Raw genomic sequence first — 22,989 nt, 5'->3', positions numbered from 1 at the left:
ATTTTCATGAAAGTCGCTTTTGTTTCCGTATTCCCTGCCGTTCCCGCCAACGAGGGTGCGCGGAACAGGATTCTCCAGCTGACACGCGCCGTGCGTAGCCTCGGACATGAAGTGCATTTCGTCTATGTCGATACTCCGATGATAGCTGATTTCGATCCCGCGGCCCATGAGCTCGAGTTTGGGGCCGGACATATGCACGTCGTGTCCAGGGAAACATGCGGGTTTGCAGCACGGCTCATCGACGACTTCAGGTTCGAGATTGGGTTGACCGCATTTCGAACCCGTCGGAAAATTCAACGGCTCCTTGGCCGCGACAGCGGTTTCTACAATTACCTCGACGAGTTCTATTATCCGGAAATAGGCAGGCAGGTCCTGGATCTTCAGCGTCGACTCGGGATTAACGCTGTTATCGTCGAATATGCCTTTCATTCGAGAGCTTTTCTTGGGCTGCCGGATGATGTGCTTCGCATTCTCGACACCCACGATTCCTTCGCCGATCGTCACAAGGCGTTCGTGAACACGGCCAACAGATTTGGGTACTGGTTCTCGGTTCCGCCGGACGTGGAATGCAAGGCATTCCGCCGCGCCGATGTCGTTGTCGCCATACAGGAAGAAGAGGAACGTTCGTTCAAGCAGCGGCTGGCAGGGGAGCCGCCGGCGGTTGAAACGGTGAGCCATATTCTGGATCTCGGCCAGAGAGTGGAAGACTTCACTTCCGCTGATTTTCTGTTTCTCGGTTCAGGCAACGACGCGAACGTCATTTCTCTCAATAGTTTCCTTCACAATGTCCTGCCTTTGGTGAGGGCGGCCCGTCCGGACATTCGCCTGGTGCTGGCAGGTAGCATATGTGGCAAGGTCGAGGACATGGAGGGGGTTCTCAAGCTTGGCCGGGTGGAGAACTTGAAGGATGCGTTCACGCGCGCGCCACTTTCCATCAATCCCATCACGCTTGGCACGGGCATCAATATAAAACTGCTTGATGCTCTGGCTGCGGGTGTCCCAACGATCAGCACCCAGACGGGTGTGAGGGGGCTTTCAGAAGGATATCGTGGTGGCGTGATTGTCGTTGAAGATGGAGATCATCAGGCCTTTGCCAATGCCATTGTGCGGCTCTCTTCCAATCGGGAGCAGCGGCAGGAATTGGGAAACAATGCGTTCCTTGACGCTGTCGAATGGAACCGCCGGCAAATGACGGTGCTCGGCAATATTCTGAACGGCAAATAAATCGCGATTGTGATGCGTCTGGCTGGTGCAACCTGATCCAACGATGGCAAGCCATCAGGCAATAAGTCGCGGCCCCGCATCCGTGAGCTTTAAAATGGTAAGCCTGCCCGTCGTAAACGCGCCGGTGTCAATGCCGATCCGTTGCGGACCTGTCTGTGGTTCCGGCGCCGGCGTATGGCCGTGAATGATGAGAAGGTCCAGTCCCGCCCCTTCCGACAGGAAGGGTTCCCTGATCCACAACATGTCCTCATCGGTCTGCGCCTCAAGCGGCACCCCGGGTTTGAGGCCAGCATGAACGAAAAAATAGGGTCCCATGCGGACGCAGATAGGCAGGCTGACTAGAAGTTGCCGATGGGCCTGCGGGATCGCGCCAATCAGCGCATCCCTGAACGGCTGGAGCCGCAGACGGCCGTTGTTCATGAAATAGCTGATATCGACCCCGTATGACAAAAGCGTCTGGCGGCCGCCGAAATCCAGCCAGTGCATGTTGTCTTGCGGATTTTCGAGGAAATCGCTGAAGAGCTGTTCGTGATTGCCGCAAAGCGAGATGCGGCGCAGGGGCGCCGGCGGTGGTTGCAGCAAATGCTGGAGAACACCGCAGGAATCCCGGCCACGATCGACATAGTCGCCCAGAAGAATAACCAGAGCGGGGGATGGATTGCTTGCGAGATCGGCAAGGATTTTCTGTTCCGCCTGCAAAAGCAGATCGAGGCTGCCATGGACGTCGCCAATGGCATAGATCGGAAAAGACGGAGATTTGTCGCCGAGGTCTATTCTGCGCCGCCTCCGGTCGTCGCGGGGGGCTGGCTGTTTACGACCGCGAATCCAGTTGAGCACTTTAGGCATAGATGCCGATACTGTCTCTCTTGCACGAGGTCAAGAGTGTTGAAAGCCAACGCCACAGAGCCCGTAAAACCTGGGTCCATGCAACGGCTAAAGCATCAGCCAAAGCCCCGTCGGACAAAGCTATCCGGGGCAGGGAATTGCGAAAGCCGGTGTCGATTTTCGCAAGGCGCGCCGCGGCGATTGAAGAGGAACGGAGCGCCCCCTTCCTGTTCGAAGATGACTATCCTGTGCGAGATAGACCTAGAGTTTCAGCCAGACACGCGGGTTTTCGTGTGACTGGATCTTGATCCATTTCAGGTCAACCGCTTTCCAAGGCTTGACGACGTTGGTGCGGTTGTCCAGCACCAGATCGCCCTGGCTGGTGCTGACGACCAGAACGGCGTGGCCTATGCCGGCAGGGGTGCGGGCGGTGGCAATGCGCAGGGCGCCCGAGGGCCAGCCGGCGCGCAGAAGGCGTTGCCGCTTGGTCACCGCGTAGTCGTCACAGTCACCGCTTGCGGGGTTCAGATTCCATTCGTCCTGTCCGTCCGCTTCGCTTGTATAGACTATCGATGTGTTGATCTCGGCGTTGATGCGCTGGAGTTCCGTGCGCTTCTGCTTGGTCAGTTCGACCGTGTCGCGATCACCAATCCGGACACATTGGTCGGCGGCGTCGTCGCAAAATTTTGCGAAGGCGATTGGGGCAATTGTCGGGCGGCTTGTCGTCATGAACAGGCCGGGGCGCGATGCGGTCGGGTTCTGCGCTAGGCCCGCAAGCGGGGCGGCCGATGCCATTGTCGCGATGCTTGCCGCCACACTGACGGCAACTGCCAAAGTCTTTGCCAGACGGATTTGTCTCTTCGCCATGTCTCTGCCTCTGCCCGGTTGTTGTCTCTTGTGCATGGCAACATAGCGACCCTTCGTTGCGGGCCGTTTAAGTCGATAGATTGCTTTTTAGCGAAATCCAATTTTATTAAAGCGAGATAGAACAGCGGGGAAACCGGTGAGTTTGCGCTTACTTGCAGCGGGTGCGGCCCTCGGCATCTATGATACATGTCTGCTGTGGCACAGCGTTTCGGTACTCACGCCGGGTATCGGTTGAGTTGCTGCGACTTGCCGGCGGCCGGTCGTAATTGCGATAGACCTCGAAATTGCGCCCGCCGATCGTTCCCTGCGCACCGCCGCGGCCATCCGGCGTGACTTCGAAATTCTGATATTGCTGGGCAGAAGCGGAAGCGGGCAGGCCCATCAGCACGGCAAAGGCGCCAGCCGCCAGGCCCTTCCATAACGCTGCCGTTTGGTGCCTGCGCAAGATCATGGCCGTTTCCTTCCCTCGACAGAACGACAGATACGCATTCTGCTTTCCCAATCGTTCGTCGCGTTGACTATATCACTGATCTCGCATTGAGGGTGAGAACGAATATAGCGTTCGTCGGCAGGCGAATCGCTTCGGTACCGCTTGGGGGCATCACCAGATAGTGGCCAGACGACTATCTCGCCGCCCGAATGTCCGGAACGCAAAAAAGACGTTTTTAGAGCTGAAAAATTAAGCTCTTCTCCGCTGCATTTATGGGCTTCACAATCCTGTAACAACGGACCTAATATACAAGTGCAGATGCCGAATCGATCAGGAGAAGCCCTTGACGATTGCAGTTTCACCACAGGCCCTGCCGGCGCTCGTTCTGAACGCAGACTACAGGCCACTGAGTTATTATCCCTTGTCGTTATGGTCCTGGCAGGACGCGATCAAGGCCGTCTTTCTAGACCGTGTGAACATCATTGCAGAATATGATCACGCGGTGTCGTCACCCAGCTTTTCCATGCGGTTGCCGAGCGTCGTCAGCCTCAAGACCTATGTCCAGCCCACCCGCAACCCCGCCTTCACACGCTTCAACGTGTTCCTTCGGGACAAGTTCGAATGCCAGTATTGTGGCACGCGGGACGACCTGACCTTCGATCACGTCATTCCCCGCGCCCATGGCGGCGAAACCACGTGGCACAATGTCGTGGCGGCCTGCTCTCCCTGCAATCTTAGAAAAGGCAGCAAGCTTCCCAAGCAGGCGGGCATGTTCCCTGCGCAGAAGCCCTTCCAGCCGACGGTTCAGGACTTGCACAATAACGGGCGGCTGTTCCCGCCCAACTACCTGCACGAAAGCTGGATGGACTATCTTTACTGGGATACCGAGCTGCAGCCCTGATCCTTTGAGGACTGCAACGCGGCTTTTCGGTTTAACGGCTTTTCCGGCTAGCGCCAAAAAAGGCAACCGCCGCAAGCGCAACGCTTGCAATGACATTCCAACCGGCAAACGAAAGGCCGAGCACCCGAAGTGCAGCGTCGTTGCAGGAGGGTGCCTTGATGGCATTCAGATTGCCAAGCAGGTCACCGGCATTGGTGGTGATGGATGGAGCACCTGTGGCGCAGGTGATAGGCCCCGCCCAGAAACCCCATTCCACACCAGCGTGATAAACACCAAGCCCGGCGCCGATCAGCATCGCCACGCCAATGAGGGCTAGAAGCAGCCGCGTGATCTGAACCGGCAGCTTGAAGATGCTGGTCGCTATGGCCAGAATACCCAACGGAATGGCGTAGTAGTAGGGATCGCGCTGCAAAAGGCACAATGCGCAGGGCGTATAACCGCCAATATGCTGGAAACCGAGGGCGGAGCCGACAGTAAAGATCATTCCCGCCGTTACGCCAAGAGCGGCGAGCGTGCGGCTATTGTCGGCGGTTGTTGCAGTGGCCATGATGTTTTCCCCAAACTTCACGAAGAAGCAGATATCCCGAACGGGCTTTCAAAAAGGCGGGCGTGATGGCGAAATTAAGTCGCCGGTTCAACGGTGTATTCCCGGATTCGTCTAATCCAGTCCTTTGCATCTGGCAAATGAAAGCCCGGTAATATTCGAGGGGCGAATGAGCAAAGTTTCGTGAGTGTCTTGATGGCCGCGAAGCAATCGACCGGTCTTTTTGGACGACCGGAATAAAACGAAGAAAATCAATGCGGTTTTGAAAATGGTACCCCAAGCCGGGATCGAACCAGCACTCCTTGCGGAACCGCATTTTGAGTGCGGCGCGTCTACCAATTCCGCCATTGGGGCAACGGTGGTAATGCCACGGCGTCTATCACGGTCAATGGCATGCGTGCAACCCCAAAGCTGATTTTTCCTGTCTAATGACGTGCGTTTGCAGCCTTCATTTCAGAGCTTTTACCGGGCGGGGAATGAAAGGAGAGTGGCGTTTGTCCGTCCCGTATCGGTACACCGACGGTTGTGGCGTTAAAGCAATATTAGATACCACTAATAAATTAGAATATACACAATTGCTAATTGAATTATGATGTTTGCGTGGAGTTTCCACGCGGGGCGGGAGAAGCCAGAACTCATAGGAGGAAATTATGAGGGCGCTTTCTCGCAATTTGTTACTGTCTGCCTGTCTGATTTTACCGGTCAACGCCCACGCGCTGGATATCGGGATTGGCGGTGAGAACGGGGTGAATGCCAGTGTGGGCGGCAATGGCAGCGGTGGGCTCGGTGTCGATGCTTCCGTTGGTGGCAGCAATGGCGTCAATGCCAGCGCTGATGTCGGCGGCAGAAGCAGTGGCGGACTGGGCGCGGATGTCAACGCGTCGGTCGGTGGCAGCAGCGGGGTCAATGCGGATGTCAACGCATCCGTCGGCGGCTCGAGCGGTGTCAGTGCGGGCGCCAATGCTTCGGTTGGCGGCTCCAGCGGCATCAATGCCAATGTTGGTGCGAATGTGGGCGGATCGAGCGGTCTTGGCCTTGGTGTCGGGCTTGGCATCGGCGGCTCCAGCTCGCCAGGCAATCCGGGGAACCCCGGTAATCCGGGCAATCCTGGAAACCCCGGCAACACGGGGCCGGTATCGCCTGGTGGCATGCGCAATGCCATACAGGCCTATAACGACATGTCGCGAAACGAGCAGATCAAGCTTGCCCGTCGTTGTGTCGATATTCTCGGCGGCGGATATGACGCCGCACTGACCCAATTGTGCAAGATGATCCGGACGGCCTCGCGCTGACGCTGCGTCAGCCCCGTGGATAGTCCGATACCAAACCGAAGGATGCTGCGGCATCCTTCGGGATTAGCTGTTCTTGCGCCCAAAGGAGAGGATTTTCTGGCGCAGGCTGCGGGCGAGGTTGCGGGTGTTGCGATACATGTCCACCTGCGTGGAAACCTGTCGCACGTCACGGTCGCTGTTCTGCGCAAGCCCGACGACCAGAGTGCCCATTTCCTGCCGTTCCTGCCAGAAGCGGCTCATGATAGGATGATCGGGCACTGCGCAGCTGTCGCTGCGCAGAATATTGGCGTCGTCCAGCTGCCAGTCGGTCAGTTTCTGCACCAAAAGTTTGCCGGGTGAAAACCGCGAATAGGATTCGTCAAAGGCGGTCTTCCACGTATAGGCCTCGCCAGCCGTCATGAAGACGATCATGGAGGCGATGGCGCTGCCATTGAGATCGATGGTGTGAATGCGCACCGCATCCGCTTCGGCCAGATTGGTGATTGCCTCGCGGGCGAAGGCGGCGCGATAGCGGTCGTTCACCAGCGCGCTGCGTTTGCGGCCTTTCCAGCCACTCGCTTCCAGCGCCAGGAATTCCTCCATGCGGTAGCGTATGTCCTTCGGTTGCCGGGTAACGGTGTAGGAAAGGGCCCCGAGTTTTTCGAGCTGTCGCCACTGCCTGCGCATTTCCCGCAAATGATGCGGCGCAAGTGAATTGCGCAGATAGGCTTCGCCGTCCAGAAGGCTCTCCAGCATCGGCCGCTGATAGTTACCAGTCGTCGTCACCGGCAGGTTGCGGCTGATTGCTATGGCCTTGAACATCCGGGCAAAAGGCCCTTCAAGCCGTACATCCGGCAGTACCAGAACATTCGGCAGGCGCATTTCCCGGTCGGAAAGCGCATCGAAAAGATTGTCGAGCGTCTCTGCGGCACCTTCGGTATCGACCAGCGGCGTGCCGAGAGGGCCGAAGGGGTTGGCCCAGCCACGGATGATGGAGGGACCGATGGAAAAACCCGGCTTTTCCACGGTGAAGGGCATCAGAAAGCGCATGCGGCTTCTAGCGCCGTTCTCGTCGCGAATAAGGGCGAAGCGCACGGACTTGTCATCGATACGCGGCATGGCGGGCGCAAGAAGCCGCCCTGTGAAGAAGACATTTGCCTCCATGACGCGGTTGGACAGGAAGTCGAGTTCTTCCTGCATGTCGTAACCGAGCCGGCCAGGATAGATGCAGAATTCGCGGCCATCGCGTCCCACGCGCCGGCTGCTGTCGGCCACGGGGCGGTCACGCTCCGTAGACGCCATCAGCGCAGCGATGCGCGGGTCCTGAAAATCCGGATTCTTTGGGTCGCTGGACATGCTTATCGTTACACCGCCTTCCCAGTGTCTTGACCCGCCCGGGGATCGTTGAAGGCGAAAAGGACGATCCCGAGTGTGCGGCGAATGGCAATATGCAATAGCACAGCTTCTACGCACATTGCTATCGCCACAGCTGCCGCAGCGCCAGTCAGACCATAGACCGGAATCAACACCATGTTGAGTATAATGTTACAACCGAAGATAATAATATAAAGAGCTACGCACAATTTTTGTTTGCCGGCCATATTCAGCAGCGTTTCTCCCGGGCCGATCAGTGCTTTTGCGAGGAAGCCGGCAAAGAGGAAGAACATCAGCTTGTAACCCTGTACGAAGCCGGGACCGAACAGGGACAGCAAAAACGGCCCTGCCAGAAGCACGAGACAGCCAACGGCAAGTGATGGCCAGAAGGCCCAGCGCGCCGCCTGGCTGGCGAACCCGGCCAGCCCCTGCCTGTCATTGGCAGCAATGAGCGCGGCCAGACGTGGGGCCGCAGCCGCCTGCACGGAAAAAAACACGAATTGCATCAGCACGATGGTTTTTGCCGCGGCAAAATAGATGCCGACCTGATCCGGCGGCAGATATAGACCGACGATTACCACATCTGAATTGGTCATCAAAAAACCGATGCCGTCGATCAGGAACATCGGAAAGGCAAACCGTATCCACGGACGGAAATGCACCCTGCGGGCAACGCTGCGGAAATGCCGGTTGAGCCGGCGGTTCATGAACACGAAGTGGAAAAGCGTGGTGACATAGGTGGCCAAAAGGGCCGCAAGCATCGCTGTCGTCGCGGTTTTTTCCGCGCCGAGACGGATCGCCACCAGCATGAACAGCAGGATCAGCACCGGGCGGATGATATAGGTGGGGCTGAGGGCTGAAACCGCCCAGCCGTTGGCACGCGCTGTCCCGTTCAGCACATCGCCAAGCGCCACCATCGGCAGGGTGAAAAGCGCCAGCGAAACCGGAATGAGGTAATAGGCGGAGATGCGCTCGCCGAAGAAATACAGGAAGACGAAACCGAAAAATGCAAGCGCGCTGGCCGAAAGCATGGCGAAGAGGCGCGCTGTCGAGGTCAGACCCATGATCTTGTCATGGGCATCCTCCAGGCGGTAGCCGGGCAAAAAGCGGATGACGGTGGTGTGAAAGCCGAGACAGGAGAGGTTGCCGAACAGGATGACCAGAACCCAGACAAAGGCGAACAGGCCATATTCGAATTCGCCCATCAGGCGGGCAAGGATGATCTGGGAGATGAAAGCGATACCGGCGCTGATGATGCGCACCGCAAAGGCGACGAGCGCCATGCGCTGGGCCCGGGAGACATCGTCTCTGCCGGAAACGACGACGGCGATTTTTGCCCCCAGCGGCGCCAGTTTAGCGCGCAGGCCTGCGGGTAAGGCTTTTTCCGCCGTGTTGAGGATAGCCATAATCCACACGCCATCATTTCCAGTTGAGTAGGCAACTGGATTATAAGCACCTTATCATTAACGAAGGGTTTGGGAGACAGGCACCTGTGTGCCGATATTGGCCACCTGCCTCGGTTTGCGGATCCCGTTTAAGAGAAAAAGGGCAAGCGGACTACGGCGTATCGCCTGATGCAGCAGATAAGCCGTTATCGTGGTGGCGATGACGATGATGGCGAATTCCAGGATCGGCGGCAGCGAGATCAGGATGAAGAGGGTGCCGAAGGCATAAATCAGCGGGTGGTGAACCAGGTAGATGGTGAAGGAAGCGTCGGTCATTCTCCTGGCAAGCCGGCTTGGCCGGTCGAAAAAGCGGCAGGCGATGTCGATCAGCAGGCGGCTTGCCGCCACGGCGGCGATTGCGGAGACGAGTACCAGCAGGGCCGAGTTCGAAAAAGGATATTCCAACCGCAGCGTAACCGCTGCCGCGATCGCGGCAAACGCGATGACGCCCGTGAGGATGCCCGTCTGGCGGAAGCGGTGAAAAAGAGCCCGGTCGCGATGAAGCAAAGCCCCGATAAGGAAGAACGGTACGTAACGCGCGTAAGGGTCGGAGGCCCGTTCATAGAGAACGAGAAGGCTGTTCCCATTTTTGCCAGCAAGCAGGCCCGAACCGTAAACCGTCAGCTCCCATAAAACAGGGAAGGCGCAGAGCGCTGCGAAAAACGCGGCAGGATATTGACCCCGCATCCTGCCGAACCAGTCTCTTGCATAGGCGAGGGGCGGGCGCCGCGCCAGAAATAGCAGGCCGGCAAGCAGACCGGAATAGATGATAAGGGCGGGTAGGAACCATAGATGCATGATCCATTGCTCACCCGGAAGCAGCAAATCCGGCAGGTTCGCGAGCAGCCGGTCGGCGGGAATATCACCTTTGGCGATACCTGCCAGTTTCAGCAGGAAAAGCTGCGATGGCCCAAGCAGGAGCACGGCCACGATGAAAGGGACGCCAAGGCGAAGGAAGCGCTGTCTGAGCCATGGCATCTTGCCCTTCCTGCCGATGACCATGGTGGAAAAATAGCCGGCCGCCAGAAAAAACGAAGGCATGCGGAAGGTGACGAGCGCTGCCCCAAGCGCGGTCAGGACTGGGCTGGTCTCGAAATCCTTGATGTCCCAGGGCAAAGCATAGCTGTAGAGCAGGGAGGCGTGATAGGGTATGCCGAGCAGCATGAGGAGTGCCCGCAACGGGTCCCAATAATGCTCATAGTCTGATTTGCCCGGTTGCATTTTCCCCTCGCGTGACGAACGCGATCCCGCCTGATCCGTAACGATCAACACGACTATTGGTGGAAAACGCTAATAAACCCTTCATGCACCCGACGGCGTGGGCGGGGCCTTTTTCTTGGGCATGAGGTCAAGCACCAGTGCGCAGCCCAGAATGATGATGCCGGCACCGAACAGCTGGGGAAGCGACAGGGGTTCGTCGAGCACCAGGGCGCCAACAAGCACCGCCACAACGGTGACGGCAAATTCCACGCTGATCGCCTTCGTTGCGCCGATCGAGGAGACCAGCTTGAAATAGGTGATGTAGGTCAGGCCGCTCATGACGACCGCCTGTATCAGAAGATAACCGTAATCGACGAGATCGGGCGTTCCGGGCAAGGGCACCGCGAAAAGAAGCGGCAGGGTCATCAGGCCGCCTGTCAGGAAGGAACCGATGGTTATTTCCCAGGATCCAACCCCCTTGAGGTGCAGGCTCGCAAAATTGCTGCCATAGGCGGCACAGATGCAGGCGGCGACAGCGGCAGCACAGCCAATGACAAAGCCGGATGTGACAGGAACAGCGGGAAAACCAACGAGAAAGACGATGCCGGCAAAGCCGATGACGAGACCTGCAATACCCTGCCGCGTCAGGCGTTCCAGACCCCAAATCTGCGAGATTAGCATTGAAAAAAGCGGGATGGTCGCCACCAATATGGCTGCCATCGCAGTGCCGATCTGAGGCGTCGCGTAGGACAGGCCGATCAGTTGCCCGGCGACCGTCGTTGCGCCGACGATTGCGAAAGCGCGCCAGCTTGCGGAGAATGCAAGCTTCCGGCGTGCCGCACACGCAATGAGAAAGAGTGCTACAGCGGTTATGAGCGAGCGAAGCGTGACTGCGCCGATCCAGCCGAAGGCTGCGACGACATGTAGAAGCAGCAGGAAAGACACGCCCCACGTAATCGCGAGAAAAATATAGGCGGCAAGATCGCGAGGGGCCATGAAAGCAGTTTCCGCAGGATGATCCGGCTCCCATATGGAAAGTGCCGATACCAGTCAACACCCCGACCAGCAGCAATGATCCTGCCTAAACAAAATCGCCCGTAACGCAGGTTACGGGCGATCGATTGCTGGCATAAAGCCCTGGCCTTTTACGCCTGTTCGTAAACGCCGTGGCAGTGCTTGTACTTCTTGCCCGAGCCGCAGGGGCACATTTCGTTGCGGCCGATACGGCCCCAGGTGGCGGGGTTGTTCGGGTCGCGGTCCTCGGCCGGTACGAAAGCGACCGGCACGCCCTGCGCCATCTCATCTTCCCCGGTGACGGGGTCGAGGTGATGCGCGGTCATTTCCGGCAGCTCCGGCTGCTGCGGTTCCTGCTGCACCAGTTCCACGCGCATCAGCTGCGCGGTGACGGCTTCACGCAGGTTGGTAAGCAGCGACTGGAACAGCTCGAAGGCTTCCGCCTTGTATTCCTGCAATGGATCGCGCTGGGCGTAACCGCGGAAACCGACGACGGAACGAAGGTGATCGAGGTTGACGATGTGTTCGCGCCACAGGTGGTCGATTGTCTGAAGCACGACCGAGCGCTCGACATAGGTCATGATCTCTGGGCCGAAACGTTCCGCACGTTCAGCGGCGTATTTGTCCGCGGCCTCGGTAACGCGCTGAAGAATGTCGTCCTCGGCGATGCCCTCTTCCTTCGCCCATTCCTCCACCGGCAGGTCGAGGTTCAGGAACTGGGCGATACCGGCCTTGAGGCCGGCGATATCCCACTGTTCGGCATAGGCATTTTCAGGAATATGCTTGGTGACGAGCGCTTCGATCACTTCGTGGCGCATGTCGGCTGCGGTTTCACCGATATTGTCGGATTCCATCAGCTCGAGGCGCTGCTCGAAGATGACCTTGCGCTGATCGTTCAGCACGTCGTCATATTTCAGCAGGTTCTTGCGGGTCTCGAAGTTACGGGCTTCGACCTTCTTCTGGGCACGTTCCAGCGCCTTGTTGATCCACGGATGGACGATGGCCTCGCCGTCCTTCAGGCCGAGCTTCTGCAACATGCTGTCCATGCGCTCGGAACCGAAGATGCGCATCAGGTCGTCCTGAAGCGACAGATAGAATTTCGAGCGGCCGGGGTCGCCCTGACGGCCGGAACGGCCACGCAGCTGGTTGTCGATACGGCGGCTTTCGTGTCGCTCGGTCGCGATGACGTAGAGACCGCCGGCGGCAAGCGCCTTTTCCTTGAGAACCTTGATCTCTGCGCGGATGGCCGCTTCCTTCGCATCACGCTCCGGACCCGGCTCCATGCCTTCCAGTTCGCGCTCCAGACGCATCTCGACGTTGCCGCCGAGCTGGATGTCGGTACCACGACCGGCCATGTTGGTGGCGATGGTGACCGCACCGGGAACACCGGCCTGCGAAACGATATAGGCTTCCTGCTCGTGGTAACGGGCGTTCAGAACCTGGAAATCGGTAAAGCCGGACTGGCGCAGCATGTGGGCCAGAAGCTCGGATTTCTCGATGGAGGTCGTGCCGACGAGAACCGGCTGACCACGATCATGCGCCGCCTTGATCTCGGCGATGATGGCAAGGAACTTCTCTTCGCCGGTACGATAAACCTCGTCGTCCTCGTCGATACGCTGGATCGGCAGGTTGGTCGGCACCTCGATGACGTCGAGACCGTAGATGTTGCCGAACTCTTCCGCTTCCGTCGATGCCGTACCGGTCATGCCGGCAAGCTTTGCATACATGCGGAAGTAGTTCTGGAAGGTGACGGAAGACAGCGTCTGGTTTTCCGGCTGGATCTGCACCTTTTCCTTGGCTTCCAGCGCCTGGTGCTGGCCTTCGGAATAACGGCGGCCCGGCATCATGCGGCCGGTGAATTCGTCGATGATGACGATTTCGTCGTTGCGGACGATGTAGTCCTTGTCGCGGGTGAAGAGCTTGTGGGCCTTCAGCGCATTGTTGATGTGGTGAACGATGGCGACGTTTTCGATGTCGTAAAGCGATTCGCCCTTGAGCAGGCCCGCCTGCCGCAGCAGGTTTTCGAGCTTCTCGGTGCCGTCTTCGGAGAAGTTGGCCGAACGCTGCTTCTCATCGATTTCGTAATCTTCCGGCGACAGAAGCGGAATGAAGGCGTCGATGGTGTTATAGAGATCGGAGCGGTCGTCCAGCGGGCCGGAGATGATAAGCGGCGTGCGCGCCTCATCGACCAGAATGCTGTCCACTTCGTCGACGATTGCGTAGTTGTGGCCGCGCTGCACCATCTGGGCGCGATCATATTTCATGTTGTCGCGCAGATAATCGAAGCCAAGCTCGTTATTCGTGGCGTAGGTGATGTCGCAGCCATAGGCCTCGCGGCGCTGGTCGTCATCTAGCCCGTGCACGATCACACCGGTCGTCAGACCGAGGAAACGGTAGAGCTTGCTCATCGTGGCCGCGTCGCGCTGGGCGAGGTAGTCGTTGACGGTAACGACATGCACGCCCTTGCCGGCCAGCGCATTGAGGTAGACCGCAAGGGTCGCCACCAGCGTCTTGCCTTCACCGGTCTTCATTTCGGCGATGGCGCCCTGGTGCAGGATCATGGCACCGGTCAGCTGCACATCAAAGGGTCGCATGTGTAGAACACGGCGCGACGCCTCGCGGGCGACGGCAAAAGCCGGGATCAGCAGATCGTCCAGCGATTTGCCGTCCGCAAGCTGCTGGCGGAACTCCGCCGTCTTTGCCGCCAGCGCGTCGTCGGAAAGAGCCTTGGTGGCTTCCTCCAGCGCATTGATGGCTGCGATCTTGCTTTTATAGGAGCGGACGCGGCGTTCATTTGCCGAACCGAACAATTTGCGGGCTATTCCGCCGAGGCTGACCATCTTACTGGCCCTTTCTGAAATTCCGTTTTCGCAGGCGGTTTTTTCCATCACGCCGATTTCGGCAACAAATGACGGACTTCGCCCTTCAACGTATCTGGACGCGAGGTTGCGTGACAGATAAGAGGGGGGGCAAATGATGTCAACGGTTCTGCCCGTTACAGAATGGCCACAATCCGGTGTTTGGAAGTTTTTTCAGAGCCGGAAACCATGTCTGGAGCCGGCATTGTCCCCGAAAGGTTCAAAATGTTGCGCTATAATAAAATTGCGGCTGCGGTGATTGTGGCCACGCTCGGCCTCCAGTTTCCTGCCTTTGCACAGGAAGACAAGGTTGTCGCCAAGGTTGGCGATCTGGAAATCCACCAGTCCGAACTCGACCTTGCCATGGGCAATCTCGATCCGCAGCTCGCACAGCTTCCCGACGAGCAGAAGAAGGTCGCAGCCCTTTCCGGCGCGATCGACGTCAAGCTTCTCGTGAAGAATGCCAGCGCCGAAGGTCTGGAAAAGACCGAAGACTTCAAGAAGCGCATGGAGTTCATTCAGGACCGTGAGCTGCACAACGCCTATTTCCGCAAGCATGTGGTTGATGCTGTCACCAATGAAGAGGTGAAGGCGCGCTACGACAAGGAAGTCGCAGCCTTGCCGAAGGAAGAAGAAATCAAGGCAGCTCATATTCTGGTTGCAAGCGAAGACGAAGCCAAGGACGTCATCAAGCAGCTTGATGCGGGCAAGGATTTCGCAGCGCTTGCCAAGGAAAAGTCGACCGACTCCAACAAGGATGATGGCGGCGATCTCGGCTGGTTCGGTAAGGGCCGCATGGTTCCGGAATTCGAAGAGGCCGCTTTCGGTCTCGACAAGGGCGCCTACACCAAGACGCCTGTCAAGACGCAGTTCGGCTTCCACGTCATCAAGCTGGAAGACAAGCGCATCGCACCGCCACCGGCTTTCGAGCAGGTCGAGCCGCAGGTTCGTCAGCTTGTCATGCGTGACAAGTACGTTGCCCTCATCGAGAAGGCAAAGGCTGACCAGAAGATCGAAATCATGGATGAGACGCTGAAGAAGGGCTACGACGAAGCCACGAAGGAACAGCAGGCACAGCCGCAGCAGTAATAAAACCATGTTACGGGGCGGCCACAGGCCGCCCCGCTTCATCTCAGGCACTTTCAAATCTTCCCCGTTTCCAGAATCTCAGGCGCTTTCCCATGTCCGTTGCCGTTTCCCCGCTCGCTCCGAAATCCTATCCCGACATGCCCGCACTGCGTGGTGTTCGCATGGCGACGGCTGCCGCCGGCATCAAGTACAAGAACCGGACCGACGTTCTGTTGATGGTGTTCGACAAGCCGGCAAGCGTGGCTGGCGTTTTCACGAAATCGAAATGCCCCTCGGCCCCCGTTGATTTCTGCCGCGCCAATCTCGGCGGCGGCGTGGCGCGCGCCGTGGTGGTCAATTCCGGTAACGCAAACGCCTTTACCGGCGTCAAAGGCAAGGCCGCGACCGAGTTGACGGCGAAATCCGCAGCCGCTGCCGTCGGCTGCTCTGAAAATGAAGTGTTTCTGGCATCGACCGGCGTAATCGGCGAACCGCTTGATGCCACCAAGTTCGCCGGGGTTCTGGGCGACATGCAGGGCATGGCTGAAGCCGATTTCTGGCAGGAAGCCGCCAAGGCAATCATGACGACCGACACTTATCCCAAGGTCGCGACCCGCACCGCTGAAATCGGCGGTGTCGTGGTCACCATCAACGGTATCGCCAAAGGTGCCGGCATGATCGCGCCCGATATGGCGACGATGCTTTCTTTCGTGGTGACGGATGCCGATATTGATCCGGCCGCGCTGCAATCGCTGCTTTCCGCCGGTGTCGGCCCGACCTTCAATTCCGTGACTGTTGACAGCGACACCTCCACCTCCGATACGCTGATGTTGTTTGCGACAGGTGCGGCGGCTGAGGACGGTCAGGTCAAGGTGACGCGCGCCGATGACGAGCGGCTTTCCTCCTTCCGCGCCGCCTTGAACGATCTCCTGAAAGATCTGGCCCTGCAGGTGGTTCGCGATGGCGAAGGCGCACGCAAGATGGTCGAAGTCACCGTTACCGGCGCGGAAAACGATGTCGCTGCCAAGAAGATCGCCCTTTCGATTGCCAACTCACCGCTGGTGAAGACTGCGGTTGCCGGCGAAGATGCCAATTGGGGTCGCGTCGTGATGGCTGTGGGCAAATCCGGTGAAATGGCCGACCGTGATCGCCTTGCCATCTGGTTCGGCGGCGTACGCGTTGCCGTCAATGGCGAACGCGATCCGGATTATTCGGAAGCGGAGACCACCGCCGTGATGCGGCTGGAAGACATTCCGGTGAAGGTTGACATCGGTCTCGGTGAGGGCAAGGCCACCGTATGGACGTGCGACCTGACCAAGGAATATGTTGCGATCAACGGCGACTACCGGAGCTGACCGTTGGAGCCGAAGAGAATGCAGGACAATAAAATCGTCAATCTGCCGCTGGTTCGCCGTCTGGAAGCAGTCAGCTTTCGGGCATGGCCGGCCTCGTCGGTGATTTATGACGGTAGCTGGCAAATCCGCCTGACGGGGTCGCATCCATCAAAACGCATCAATTGCGTGGTGCCGCTCGATCCTTCCGATTATGGAAACTGCGCGGTGCGGCTGGAAAAGGCGCGCAAGCGCTTCGAGGATTTCGGCCGTCCGCTGGTGGTGCGCGAAACGACGCTGATGCCGCCGCAGCTCAAGGATTTTCTGGTAAAGGACGGCTGGTCCATGGTTGAGGAGGTCAAGGTCATGACGGCCGATCTCGCTGGCATTGAACTGCCGGAAACGCTGGTCAGCCTGCCGAGCCACGATATTGGCCGTTTTGTCGAGGCGAGCATCAAGGTCAGCGATGGCGACCCGACCCTGCGCCCGGCGATCGCTGAAATCCTCAGTTCGATCAAGCCGACCCTTGGCCTGTTCATCAACGAAGAAGCAGGGGGCAGCGCACTTGCCACCGTTATCTGCGTGCAGGATAACGATCTTGCCGGCATTCTTTCCCTCGATGTCGAGAAGTCGCAGCGGAAAAAGGGCCTCGGCACGCAGCTGCTGGCGTCAGCACTGCGCTGGGGCCGCATCAGCGGCGCCAAAAGCGCCTGGTTGCAGGTCGTCTCCACAAATGCGCCGGCGATTGCACTTTATGAAAAATTCGGCTTCACCGAGGCCTATTCTTATCGCTACTGGCGCAAGGCTGGTGAAGAATGAGCGAAGCGGGCAAAAAAATCCTGCTGGTTGCCGCCTGCGCCCTTCTTGATCAGGACGGCCGTATTCTTCTGGCGCAACGACCTGAGGGCAAGTCGCTCGCCGGCCTGTGGGAATTTCCAGGCGGCAAGGTGGAACAAGGCGAAACACCGGAGGAGACCCTCGTCCGCGAGCTGGACGAGGAGCTGGGTATCAAGACCAAGATAGCCTGCCTCGCGCCGCTGACGTTCGCCAGCCATACCTACGAGACTTTTCACCTGCTGATGCCGCTTTACGTGTGCCGTCGTTATGAAGGCATGGCCCATGGGCGCGAAGGACAGGCAATTAAATGGGTAAAGCCGCAGGCTCTGCGTGATTATCCGATGCCGCCGGCCGACGAGCCGCTCATCCCCTTCCTTCAGGATTTGCTTTAAAGCGACCTACCTGGCGGGTTCGATCCCCTCGCGCAGCCTGTTGAAAACATCCCATAACTCCGCTTTACCGTGCCAAAACGAGGCTGTGTTAACAGATCGTTCAGCACCCTCTGGCAGATTGTCAAGCTAAAGAAGCGGTAAACTGCGCGTATGAGGTTGGCTATGAACGAGGATTTCTGGAAGACGGTGGAAGGTCGTCAGTCTTACTCCAACAAATCCCGTCGCACCGGCGTTCTTAATGTCGCGCTGCTTTTCGGGACGGCTGTGATTGCTCTTTCCCTGATCGTCACCCCCATGCTTGCCGGAAAATCATCAACGCGCGTCGCGCAGTTCTCCGACAATTACGACATGATAAGTACCGGCTCCATCAAGAAGACCGATGCTGGCAAGACCTATTCCATCCGCCGCAGCATAACCCAGCCGATGCCCGAGATGCCCTGTGTCGTGACGGGCTATAGCAGCGAGAGCGGTTGCTGATCGTTTACCATCATCGGTAACGGATTACTCATGCCCGTGGCATAGTATAAATTCGATTTTAGCAATATATAATGCCGGTTAGCGTAAGCACCGGATGGCGGATGGAGAATATCCCGTGCTGCATTGTTTTATTCGTTTCTTTAAAGACGAAAACGGCGCGACCGCAGTCGAATACGGCCTGATCGTCGGCGTTATTTCCGCCGCCATCATCGGTGGCGGAACCACCATCGGCAGCACCATCAATGCGGTATTCCAGTTCCTCGCCGATACTTTTGCCAACATCTAGGGCCTGCGCTACGCCTATCAGGAAAGCTTGACTTCGGTCGTCTTCAGGGCATCGGCAAGGCGCATTTTGGCGGAACCAGGTTTCAGCGGTTTCTGCTGGCTCTCGTGCGGTGCCCAGCCTGAGACATAGATGATGGAAAACGTGGCTCTGATCCGCCCGTCCGGATCGGAATAACGTTCGGCGTAAAGCTCCGCTGCCCGCAGGAAAAAAGCGCGATTGAGCGGTTTTCTGCTGCGGCTTGCCAGCGGATTGGCCATGCCCATGGCGCGCAGATCGCGCATCAGCGGAAAAATCGAGTCGTAACGCACCGTATAAGTTTCCGCGTCGGTCACGGGAAGCGCAAAACCGGCACGCTGCAACAGTGCGCCAACATCGCGCACATCGGCAAAGGGAATGACGCGCGGGCTGGCGCCGCCGGTCAACTCGGCTTCTGCCGTCAACAGCACATCGCGCAGTTCCTGCAATGTGCCGCTGCCGGGAATGGCTCCGAGAAACAGTCCGTCCGGCTTTAGCGCCCGCCTTATCTGGATCAACGCACCGGGGGTGTCGTTGGTGAGGTGGAGGGCAAGCGGGGAAACAATGAGATTGGCGGAGGCTTCTTCGAGCGGCAGATGCTCCATGGAGGCCACCTGCGGCAGATTCCCATCCGTCGCAAAGGAGGTATCCGTCTCGATACGACGGATAGCATCCACCTTGCCCGTCTCGGTCAAGCGCCGGGCGGTGATGCCCGTCCCGCCGTGCAGTTCGATTGCGGTCTCGAAACGGCGCTCGACGATGGCGAGCCTGTCGGCAAACTCGTCGGCGGCCATGTCGAGAAGAAACAGGGCCTTGTCGTCACGCCGGTTCCACGCCCGGCGGCGATTTTGTTCGATCAGGGCCTGGTCAAAGAGAATATCCATCGTCGTGCCTGCTCGGCCTGTAACGCCTTTGGGATCGGCGGGCCGCATCGTTGCTGTCATGCCGCTTCGGGCATTGTTTTTCCGGTCAGAGGCCGAAACATATCTCTCTCGCAAAGGCACCCGTTCGGCGCTAAAGTCAACCTCATGGGCGCTGGTGAAGATCTGTTTTCGGGATTGCTGTCGAAGTCCGCGACGGTGTCGGTGGCGGCACGCAGCGTGTTGCACTCGGCCTTCCGCATGGTCTATCCGCCCACTTGCGCAGGGTGTTCCCGCATGACCGGCGGCGAGGGTGCCCTGTGTGCGGATTGCTGGCGGGATGTGGCCTTTATCGATCGACCTTTTTGTGAGGTTCTGGGCATTCCCTTCGCCCGGGATCACGGCGCGGGTGTTGTAAGCGCACAAGCCATCGCCGACCCACCGCCTTTCGACCGTCTGCGTGCTGTTGCCAGCCATGAGGGAACCGCGCGTAAACTCGTACACCGGCTGAAATATCAGGACCGGACCGATCTTGCGCGTTTCATGGCGCTGTGGATGCTGCGGGCAAGCGACGGAACGGTTGATAGCTGCGACTGCATCGTGCCGGTTCCGCTGCATCGCCACCGCTTCTGGCGTCGCCGTTTCAACCAGTCCGCTGAGCTCGCACGGCATCTGGCCAAGGCCACCGGCAAACCGCTGCTCGCCGGCACGCTGTTGCGCGTGAAGCCGACCGAGCGGCAGGTGGGGCTTTCCGCGCTTGCCCGGCAGGACAATGTGCGGGGTGCTTTTGCAATAGCGCCCGGCCGAAAAACCGATGTTTATGGCAAGCGAGTGGTGCTGGTGGATGATGTTTATACCACTGGTGCGACGGTGGGCGCGGCAAGTCGCGTCTTGCGGAAGGCGGGTGCCACGGATGTGACCGTTTTGACCTTTGCAATGGCCATTTCCGGCCCTATATGAAGCCTGAATGAAACGAGGATATCGTGCGTTTCAGCACACGTTTGCGAGGCTTCGAAATACATGGCACCGGTAACGATCTATACACGGGATTTTTGTGGTTATTGCGCGCGCGCCAAGGCGTTGCTGGACAGCAAGGGCGTCGATTACGCCGAATATAACGCGACGACGACGCCGGAATACCGGCAGGAAATGATCGAGAAATCCGGCGGAACCACCTTCCCGCAAATCTTCATCAACGGCCAGCATATCGGCGGTTGCGACGATCTGCATGCACTGGAGCGTGCTGGCAAACTCGACGTTATGCTTGCCGCTTAATCGGCTCGATTTTCGATACGGAGGACGTGATGATTTTCAAGGCTGCCGCCATTCAGATGCGCTCGGGTGTCGATACGGTGAAAAATGCCGCCGATATGGAGCGCCTGGTACGTGTTGCTGCGGCTGCGGGCGCTGTCTACGTTCAGACGCCGGAAATGACCGGCGCTCTCCAGAAGGACAGGCAGGCGCTTCGTGCCCAGCTGCGTGACGACGATGGCGATATCATCGTTGCTACCGCCGCGCGGCTGGCACGCGAACTCGGCATCCATGTCCATGTCGGCTCGACAGCGATTGCCCGCCCGGATGGCAAGATTGCCAATCGCGGTTTTCTGTTTGCGCCTGACGGTTCGCGTATCTGCAGCTATGACAAGATCCATATGTTCGATGTCGATCTCGACAATGGCGAAAGCTGGCGCGAAAGTGCGGCTTACGAACCCGGCGCTGTCGCTCGCGTTGCCGAACTGCCGCTGGGGAAATTCGGCTTTGCGATCTGCTACGATGTGCGCTTCCCGCAGCTTTTCCGGGCGGAGGCACTCGCCGGCGCCGAGGTTCTGACGGTTCCGGCCGCCTTTACCCGCCAGACGGGTGAAGCCCACTGGGAAATTCTGCTGCGTGCCCGCGCCATTGAAAACGGCGCTTTCGTCATTGCCGCCGCACAGGCCGGCCTGCATGAGGACGGGCGGGTCACGTTCGGCCATTCCATCATCATCGACCCCTGGGGCAAGGTGCTGGCAATGGCCGGTGGCGCCGGGGAAGAGATCATTTTCGCAGAGATCGACACGTCTCTCGTGGCTGCCGCGCGCGGAAAAATCCCCAATCTGCGCAATGCCCGCGAGTTCGGACTGGACACGGTTATTCCTGCTGGAGGTGAGGCGGCGTGATCCGTTATGCGCTGGCCTGTGAAAAGGGCCATGAGTTCGAAGGCTGGTTTTCCGGGAGCGACGATTTCGACAATCAGTTGCAGCGCGGCTTCCTGTCCTGCCCGATGTGCAATTCCCCGCAGGTTTCCAAACTTCTGATGGCGCCTTCGGTCTCCACCGCCCGCAAAAAAGACGAACGCCAGTCGCTCGCCATGGACACGGCCAGAAAAGAGGCTATCGCAAAAATCCGCGAGGCGGTCGCAAATATCCGCGCGAATGCGGAAGATGTCGGCGATAAATTTCCCGAAGAAGCCCGCAAGATCCACTATGGCGAGGCCGACGAACGCGGCATCATCGGCCACGCGTCTGCCCAGGACGCGAAGGCCTTGATTGACGAGGGCATCGAGATTGCACCGTTGCCAGTGCTGCCCGATGATGTGAATTGAGTTTGCCTACGATTTTGATGACGTCTGCCACTTAGGACGAACGTCATCCGTCGTTCATGACCGGAGAATTGGGTGCGCTAGCTTTACGCGGGTCTTTTCGCCAGCATCATGTAGTTGACTTCCATGTCCGGCGAGAGGTTCCAGCGGTCCTGCAATACGTTGTAGAAGACGCCGGTACGGTGGACGATATCCATGCCGCTGGCCACCAGCGGCCGTTCAAGCTCATCCGGGCGAACCAGCTTCTCATATTGGTGGGTGCCGCGCGGCAGCCAGCGCAATACGTTTTCGGCGGCAAAGATCGCGAGCGCGCGGGCTTTCAGCGTGCGGTTGATGGTGGCGGCGAACATTAGCCCGCCGGGACGCACCATTTTCGCGCAGGTGGTGACGAAGAGATCGACATTGGCCACATGCTCGACCACTTCCATGTTGAGGACGACGTCGAAGGTTTCGCCCGCCTCCAGCAACTGTTCGGCGGTCAGGGCGCGGTAGTCGACGCTGACACCGCTTTCACGGGCGTGGGTGGAGGCAATGCCGATATTCTTTTCTGAAGGGTCGGCGCCCACCACGTCCGCGCCCATGCGCGCCACGGGTTCGGAAAGCAGGCCGCCGCCGCAGCCGATATCCAGCACACGCAGCCCTTCAAGCGGGCGGTGCGCCTTCGGGTCGCGGCCGAAATTATCGCAGATGCGGTTGCGGATATATTCAAGCCGCACCGGGTTGAATTTGTGCAGCGGCCGGAACTTGCCCGTCGGGCTCCACCATTCCGCAGCCATCGCGGAGAAGCGATCCACTTCGCTCTGGTCGACGGTCGTCTGTGCGGTTTCGCTCATGGTTCTGCTCCATATTGCTGTTGCATTGAAGTCGGATGATTGATCCCCGAAGTCAAGACCGGTGGCACATTCCGTCGGCAAATTCCCGGGTGCTTCATTGCCGCAGGTGGAACTGAAACGGGCTGCGATTTGTTTCATGCTGCGTTCATGGAACGCGGCGTATTTTCCAGTCATGGCAGTATGTGGAACGCATGCTCGTCCATCGAAATTGGTGGACGCCGACAAGGGCAAAGCGGGCTTTTGCTTGAGGAGAAGTAAGTGAAGAAAAAACTGTTTGGCGCAATTGCGCTGGTGGCCATGCTCGCCGCGCCGGCCCTTGCCGAAGCTGCGACTCGCGGCTTTGCCACCGCGAATGTGAA

General features: G+C 58.5%; 24 protein-coding genes, 1 tRNA gene and 1 pseudogene. 14 read left to right on the top strand and 12 right to left on the bottom strand.

The window, feature by feature from the left end:
- Positions 1-6 precede the first annotated feature (6 nt).
- Complete coding sequence (locus tag T18_RS10675) at positions 7-1,224, top strand: glycosyltransferase family 4 protein (RefSeq protein ID WP_003511252.1); 1,218 nt, start codon at positions 7-9, stop codon at positions 1,222-1,224.
- Between the two features lie 54 nt (positions 1,225-1,278).
- On the opposite strand, the gene T18_RS10670 is transcribed toward T18_RS10675, so the two are convergent.
- The 3 genes from T18_RS10670 to T18_RS10660 all read right to left on the bottom strand — a co-directional run bounded on the left by T18_RS10670 (position 1,279) and on the right by T18_RS10660 (position 3,367).
- Entirely contained in the window at positions 1,279-2,070 is a 792-nt protein-coding gene (locus tag T18_RS10670; protein WP_003511251.1) for a metallophosphoesterase family protein, read from the bottom strand.
- A 240-nt stretch (positions 2,071-2,310) separates the two neighbouring features.
- Positions 2,311-2,916 (bottom strand): transglutaminase-like cysteine peptidase, encoded by a 606-nt coding sequence (locus T18_RS10665; protein ID WP_003511250.1) that lies wholly within the window; start codon positions 2,914-2,916, stop codon positions 2,311-2,313.
- 148 nt (positions 2,917-3,064) lie between these two features.
- A complete protein-coding gene (locus T18_RS10660) occupies positions 3,065-3,367 on the bottom strand; it encodes a hypothetical protein (protein WP_003511249.1) in 303 nt (100 codons plus the stop codon).
- A 322-nt stretch (positions 3,368-3,689) separates the two neighbouring features.
- Between T18_RS10660 and T18_RS10655 the strand changes: the two genes are divergently transcribed.
- On the top strand, positions 3,690-4,247 hold the full coding sequence (locus T18_RS10655; RefSeq protein ID WP_003511248.1) for an HNH endonuclease: 558 nt from the start codon (positions 3,690-3,692) through the stop codon (positions 4,245-4,247).
- A gap of 31 nt (positions 4,248-4,278) precedes the next feature.
- Here T18_RS10655 and T18_RS10650 read toward each other — a convergent pair whose 3' ends face one another.
- Positions 4,279-4,794: a disulfide bond formation protein B gene (locus T18_RS10650; protein WP_013761732.1), complete on the bottom strand. Its 516-nt coding sequence runs from the start codon at positions 4,792-4,794 to the stop codon at positions 4,279-4,281.
- A 266-nt stretch (positions 4,795-5,060) separates the two neighbouring features.
- Positions 5,061-5,145 (bottom strand) — tRNA-Leu (locus T18_RS10645).
- Positions 5,146-5,441: 296 nt separating this feature from the next.
- Here T18_RS10645 and uppQ point away from each other — a divergent pair.
- Positions 5,442-6,083, top strand: coding sequence for a polysaccharide biosynthesis GNAT family N-acetyltransferase UppQ (uppQ, locus tag T18_RS10640; protein WP_003511246.1), 642 nt, complete (start codon positions 5,442-5,444; stop codon positions 6,081-6,083).
- Positions 6,084-6,146: 63 nt separating this feature from the next.
- On the opposite strand, the gene T18_RS10635 is transcribed toward uppQ, so the two are convergent.
- The 5 genes from T18_RS10635 to secA form a co-directional block, all read right to left on the bottom strand.
- Positions 6,147-7,418, bottom strand: a complete 1,272-nt coding sequence (locus tag T18_RS10635; RefSeq protein WP_003511245.1) for a GNAT family N-acetyltransferase — start codon at positions 7,416-7,418, stop codon at positions 6,147-6,149.
- Positions 7,419-7,426: 8 nt separating this feature from the next.
- The gene (gene uppV / locus T18_RS10630) at positions 7,427-8,842 is read right to left on the bottom strand and encodes a Wzx-type polysaccharide biosynthesis protein UppV (protein WP_038494164.1); all 1,416 of its coding nucleotides are present in this window, start codon (positions 8,840-8,842) and stop codon (positions 7,427-7,429) included.
- A gap of 57 nt (positions 8,843-8,899) precedes the next feature.
- Entirely contained in the window at positions 8,900-10,102 is a 1,203-nt protein-coding gene (locus T18_RS10625; RefSeq protein WP_075807622.1) for an acyltransferase family protein, read from the bottom strand.
- A gap of 81 nt (positions 10,103-10,183) precedes the next feature.
- Positions 10,184-11,077, bottom strand: coding sequence for a DMT family transporter (locus T18_RS10620; RefSeq protein ID WP_003511241.1), 894 nt, complete (start codon positions 11,075-11,077; stop codon positions 10,184-10,186).
- Positions 11,078-11,226: 149 nt separating this feature from the next.
- Positions 11,227-13,935, bottom strand: a complete 2,709-nt coding sequence (secA, locus tag T18_RS10615; RefSeq protein ID WP_038495808.1) for a preprotein translocase subunit SecA — start codon at positions 13,933-13,935, stop codon at positions 11,227-11,229.
- Positions 13,936-14,178: 243 nt separating this feature from the next.
- On the opposite strand from secA, the gene T18_RS10610 reads away from it, so the two are divergent.
- The 6 genes from T18_RS10610 (at position 14,179) to T18_RS10585 (ending at position 18,344) form a co-directional block, all read left to right on the top strand.
- The gene (locus tag T18_RS10610) at positions 14,179-15,042 is read left to right on the top strand and encodes a peptidylprolyl isomerase (protein ID WP_035251571.1); all 864 of its coding nucleotides are present in this window, start codon (positions 14,179-14,181) and stop codon (positions 15,040-15,042) included.
- Positions 15,043-15,134: 92 nt separating this feature from the next.
- Positions 15,135-16,376, top strand: coding sequence for a bifunctional glutamate N-acetyltransferase/amino-acid acetyltransferase ArgJ (gene argJ / locus T18_RS10605; protein ID WP_003511237.1), 1,242 nt, complete (start codon positions 15,135-15,137; stop codon positions 16,374-16,376).
- Between the two features lie 18 nt (positions 16,377-16,394).
- On the top strand, positions 16,395-17,171 hold the full coding sequence (locus tag T18_RS10600; RefSeq protein WP_003511236.1) for a GNAT family N-acetyltransferase: 777 nt from the start codon (positions 16,395-16,397) through the stop codon (positions 17,169-17,171).
- Positions 17,168-17,581 (top strand): 8-oxo-dGTP diphosphatase MutT, encoded by a 414-nt coding sequence (gene mutT, locus T18_RS10595; protein ID WP_003511235.1) that lies wholly within the window; start codon positions 17,168-17,170, stop codon positions 17,579-17,581. The genes T18_RS10600 and mutT overlap by 4 nt, the downstream gene beginning before the upstream one ends.
- A 162-nt stretch (positions 17,582-17,743) precedes the next feature.
- On the top strand, positions 17,744-18,058 hold the full coding sequence (locus T18_RS10590) for a hypothetical protein (RefSeq protein WP_003511234.1): 315 nt from the start codon (positions 17,744-17,746) through the stop codon (positions 18,056-18,058).
- 94 nt (positions 18,059-18,152) lie between these two features.
- Entirely contained in the window at positions 18,153-18,344 is a 192-nt protein-coding gene (locus T18_RS10585) for a Flp family type IVb pilin (RefSeq protein WP_026330706.1), read from the top strand.
- A gap of 17 nt (positions 18,345-18,361) precedes the next feature.
- Here the strand turns inward: T18_RS10585 and T18_RS10580 are convergent, their stop codons facing one another.
- The gene (locus T18_RS10580) at positions 18,362-19,243 is read right to left on the bottom strand and encodes a methyltransferase domain-containing protein (protein WP_003511231.1); all 882 of its coding nucleotides are present in this window, start codon (positions 19,241-19,243) and stop codon (positions 18,362-18,364) included.
- A 144-nt stretch (positions 19,244-19,387) separates the two neighbouring features.
- Here T18_RS10580 and T18_RS10575 point away from each other — a divergent pair, with 144 nt between their 5' ends.
- From T18_RS10575 to T18_RS10560, 4 genes are read left to right on the top strand one after another with little or no spacing between them, the layout of a single operon-like run.
- Positions 19,388-20,179, top strand: coding sequence for a ComF family protein (locus tag T18_RS10575; protein WP_003511230.1), 792 nt, complete (start codon positions 19,388-19,390; stop codon positions 20,177-20,179).
- A 60-nt stretch (positions 20,180-20,239) separates the two neighbouring features.
- Positions 20,240-20,494 (top strand): glutaredoxin 3, encoded by a 255-nt coding sequence (gene grxC, locus T18_RS10570; RefSeq protein ID WP_003511229.1) that lies wholly within the window; start codon positions 20,240-20,242, stop codon positions 20,492-20,494.
- A gap of 29 nt (positions 20,495-20,523) precedes the next feature.
- Positions 20,524-21,375, top strand: coding sequence for a carbon-nitrogen hydrolase family protein (locus T18_RS10565; protein ID WP_003511228.1), 852 nt, complete (start codon positions 20,524-20,526; stop codon positions 21,373-21,375).
- Entirely contained in the window at positions 21,372-21,800 is a 429-nt protein-coding gene (locus T18_RS10560; RefSeq protein ID WP_003511227.1) for a DUF1178 family protein, read from the top strand. Before T18_RS10565 ends, T18_RS10560 begins: the two co-directional genes overlap by 4 nt.
- A gap of 83 nt (positions 21,801-21,883) precedes the next feature.
- On the opposite strand, the gene ubiG is transcribed toward T18_RS10560, so the two are convergent.
- Complete coding sequence (gene ubiG, locus T18_RS10555) at positions 21,884-22,630, bottom strand: bifunctional 2-polyprenyl-6-hydroxyphenol methylase/3-demethylubiquinol 3-O-methyltransferase UbiG (RefSeq protein WP_003511226.1); 747 nt, start codon at positions 22,628-22,630, stop codon at positions 21,884-21,886.
- 258 nt (positions 22,631-22,888) lie between these two features.
- On the opposite strand from ubiG, the pseudogene T18_RS27635 reads away from it, so the two are divergent.
- Positions 22,889-22,989, top strand: a pseudogene (locus T18_RS27635) (SH3 domain-containing protein); the annotation flags it as partial.

This window comes from Rhizobium sp. TBD182, assembly GCF_001950375.1.
GTDB classification, from domain to species: domain Bacteria; phylum Pseudomonadota; class Alphaproteobacteria; order Rhizobiales; family Rhizobiaceae; genus Agrobacterium; species Agrobacterium tumefaciens.
Note: the sequence above shows the minus strand (reverse complement) of the source record. Positions and strands in the feature narration are given on the sequence as shown.

What these genes read in the sequence shown, in the direction of transcription:
- T18_RS10675 (WP_003511252.1), top strand. Translation starts at nt 7, where the DNA reads ATGAAAGTCGCTTTTGTTTCCGTATTCCCTGCCGTTCCCGCCAACGAG.
- T18_RS10670 (WP_003511251.1), bottom strand. Translation starts at nt 2,070, where the DNA reads ATGCCTAAAGTGCTCAACTGGATTCGCGGTCGTAAACAGCCAGCCCCC.
- T18_RS10665 (WP_003511250.1), bottom strand. Translation starts at nt 2,916, where the DNA reads ATGGCGAAGAGACAAATCCGTCTGGCAAAGACTTTGGCAGTTGCCGTC.
- T18_RS10660 (WP_003511249.1), bottom strand. Translation starts at nt 3,367, where the DNA reads ATGATCTTGCGCAGGCACCAAACGGCAGCGTTATGGAAGGGCCTGGCG.
- T18_RS10650 (WP_013761732.1), bottom strand. Translation starts at nt 4,794, where the DNA reads ATGGCCACTGCAACAACCGCCGACAATAGCCGCACGCTCGCCGCTCTT.
- uppQ (WP_003511246.1), top strand. Translation starts at nt 5,442, where the DNA reads ATGAGGGCGCTTTCTCGCAATTTGTTACTGTCTGCCTGTCTGATTTTA.
- T18_RS10635 (WP_003511245.1), bottom strand. Translation starts at nt 7,418, where the DNA reads ATGTCCAGCGACCCAAAGAATCCGGATTTTCAGGACCCGCGCATCGCT.
- uppV (WP_038494164.1), bottom strand. Translation starts at nt 8,842, where the DNA reads ATGGCTATCCTCAACACGGCGGAAAAAGCCTTACCCGCAGGCCTGCGC.
- T18_RS10625 (WP_075807622.1), bottom strand. Translation starts at nt 10,102, where the DNA reads ATGCAACCGGGCAAATCAGACTATGAGCATTATTGGGACCCGTTGCGG.
- T18_RS10620 (WP_003511241.1), bottom strand. Translation starts at nt 11,077, where the DNA reads ATGGCCCCTCGCGATCTTGCCGCCTATATTTTTCTCGCGATTACGTGG.
- secA (WP_038495808.1), bottom strand. Translation starts at nt 13,935, where the DNA reads ATGGTCAGCCTCGGCGGAATAGCCCGCAAATTGTTCGGTTCGGCAAAT.
- T18_RS10610 (WP_035251571.1), top strand. Translation starts at nt 14,179, where the DNA reads ATGTTGCGCTATAATAAAATTGCGGCTGCGGTGATTGTGGCCACGCTC.
- argJ (WP_003511237.1), top strand. Translation starts at nt 15,135, where the DNA reads ATGTCCGTTGCCGTTTCCCCGCTCGCTCCGAAATCCTATCCCGACATG.
- T18_RS10600 (WP_003511236.1), top strand. Translation starts at nt 16,395, where the DNA reads ATGCAGGACAATAAAATCGTCAATCTGCCGCTGGTTCGCCGTCTGGAA.
- mutT (WP_003511235.1), top strand. Translation starts at nt 17,168, where the DNA reads ATGAGCGAAGCGGGCAAAAAAATCCTGCTGGTTGCCGCCTGCGCCCTT.
- T18_RS10590 (WP_003511234.1), top strand. Translation starts at nt 17,744, where the DNA reads ATGAACGAGGATTTCTGGAAGACGGTGGAAGGTCGTCAGTCTTACTCC.
- T18_RS10585 (WP_026330706.1), top strand. Translation starts at nt 18,153, where the DNA reads ATGGCGGATGGAGAATATCCCGTGCTGCATTGTTTTATTCGTTTCTTT.
- T18_RS10580 (WP_003511231.1), bottom strand. Translation starts at nt 19,243, where the DNA reads ATGGATATTCTCTTTGACCAGGCCCTGATCGAACAAAATCGCCGCCGG.
- T18_RS10575 (WP_003511230.1), top strand. Translation starts at nt 19,388, where the DNA reads ATGGGCGCTGGTGAAGATCTGTTTTCGGGATTGCTGTCGAAGTCCGCG.
- grxC (WP_003511229.1), top strand. Translation starts at nt 20,240, where the DNA reads ATGGCACCGGTAACGATCTATACACGGGATTTTTGTGGTTATTGCGCG.
- T18_RS10565 (WP_003511228.1), top strand. Translation starts at nt 20,524, where the DNA reads ATGATTTTCAAGGCTGCCGCCATTCAGATGCGCTCGGGTGTCGATACG.
- ubiG (WP_003511226.1), bottom strand. Translation starts at nt 22,630, where the DNA reads ATGAGCGAAACCGCACAGACGACCGTCGACCAGAGCGAAGTGGATCGC.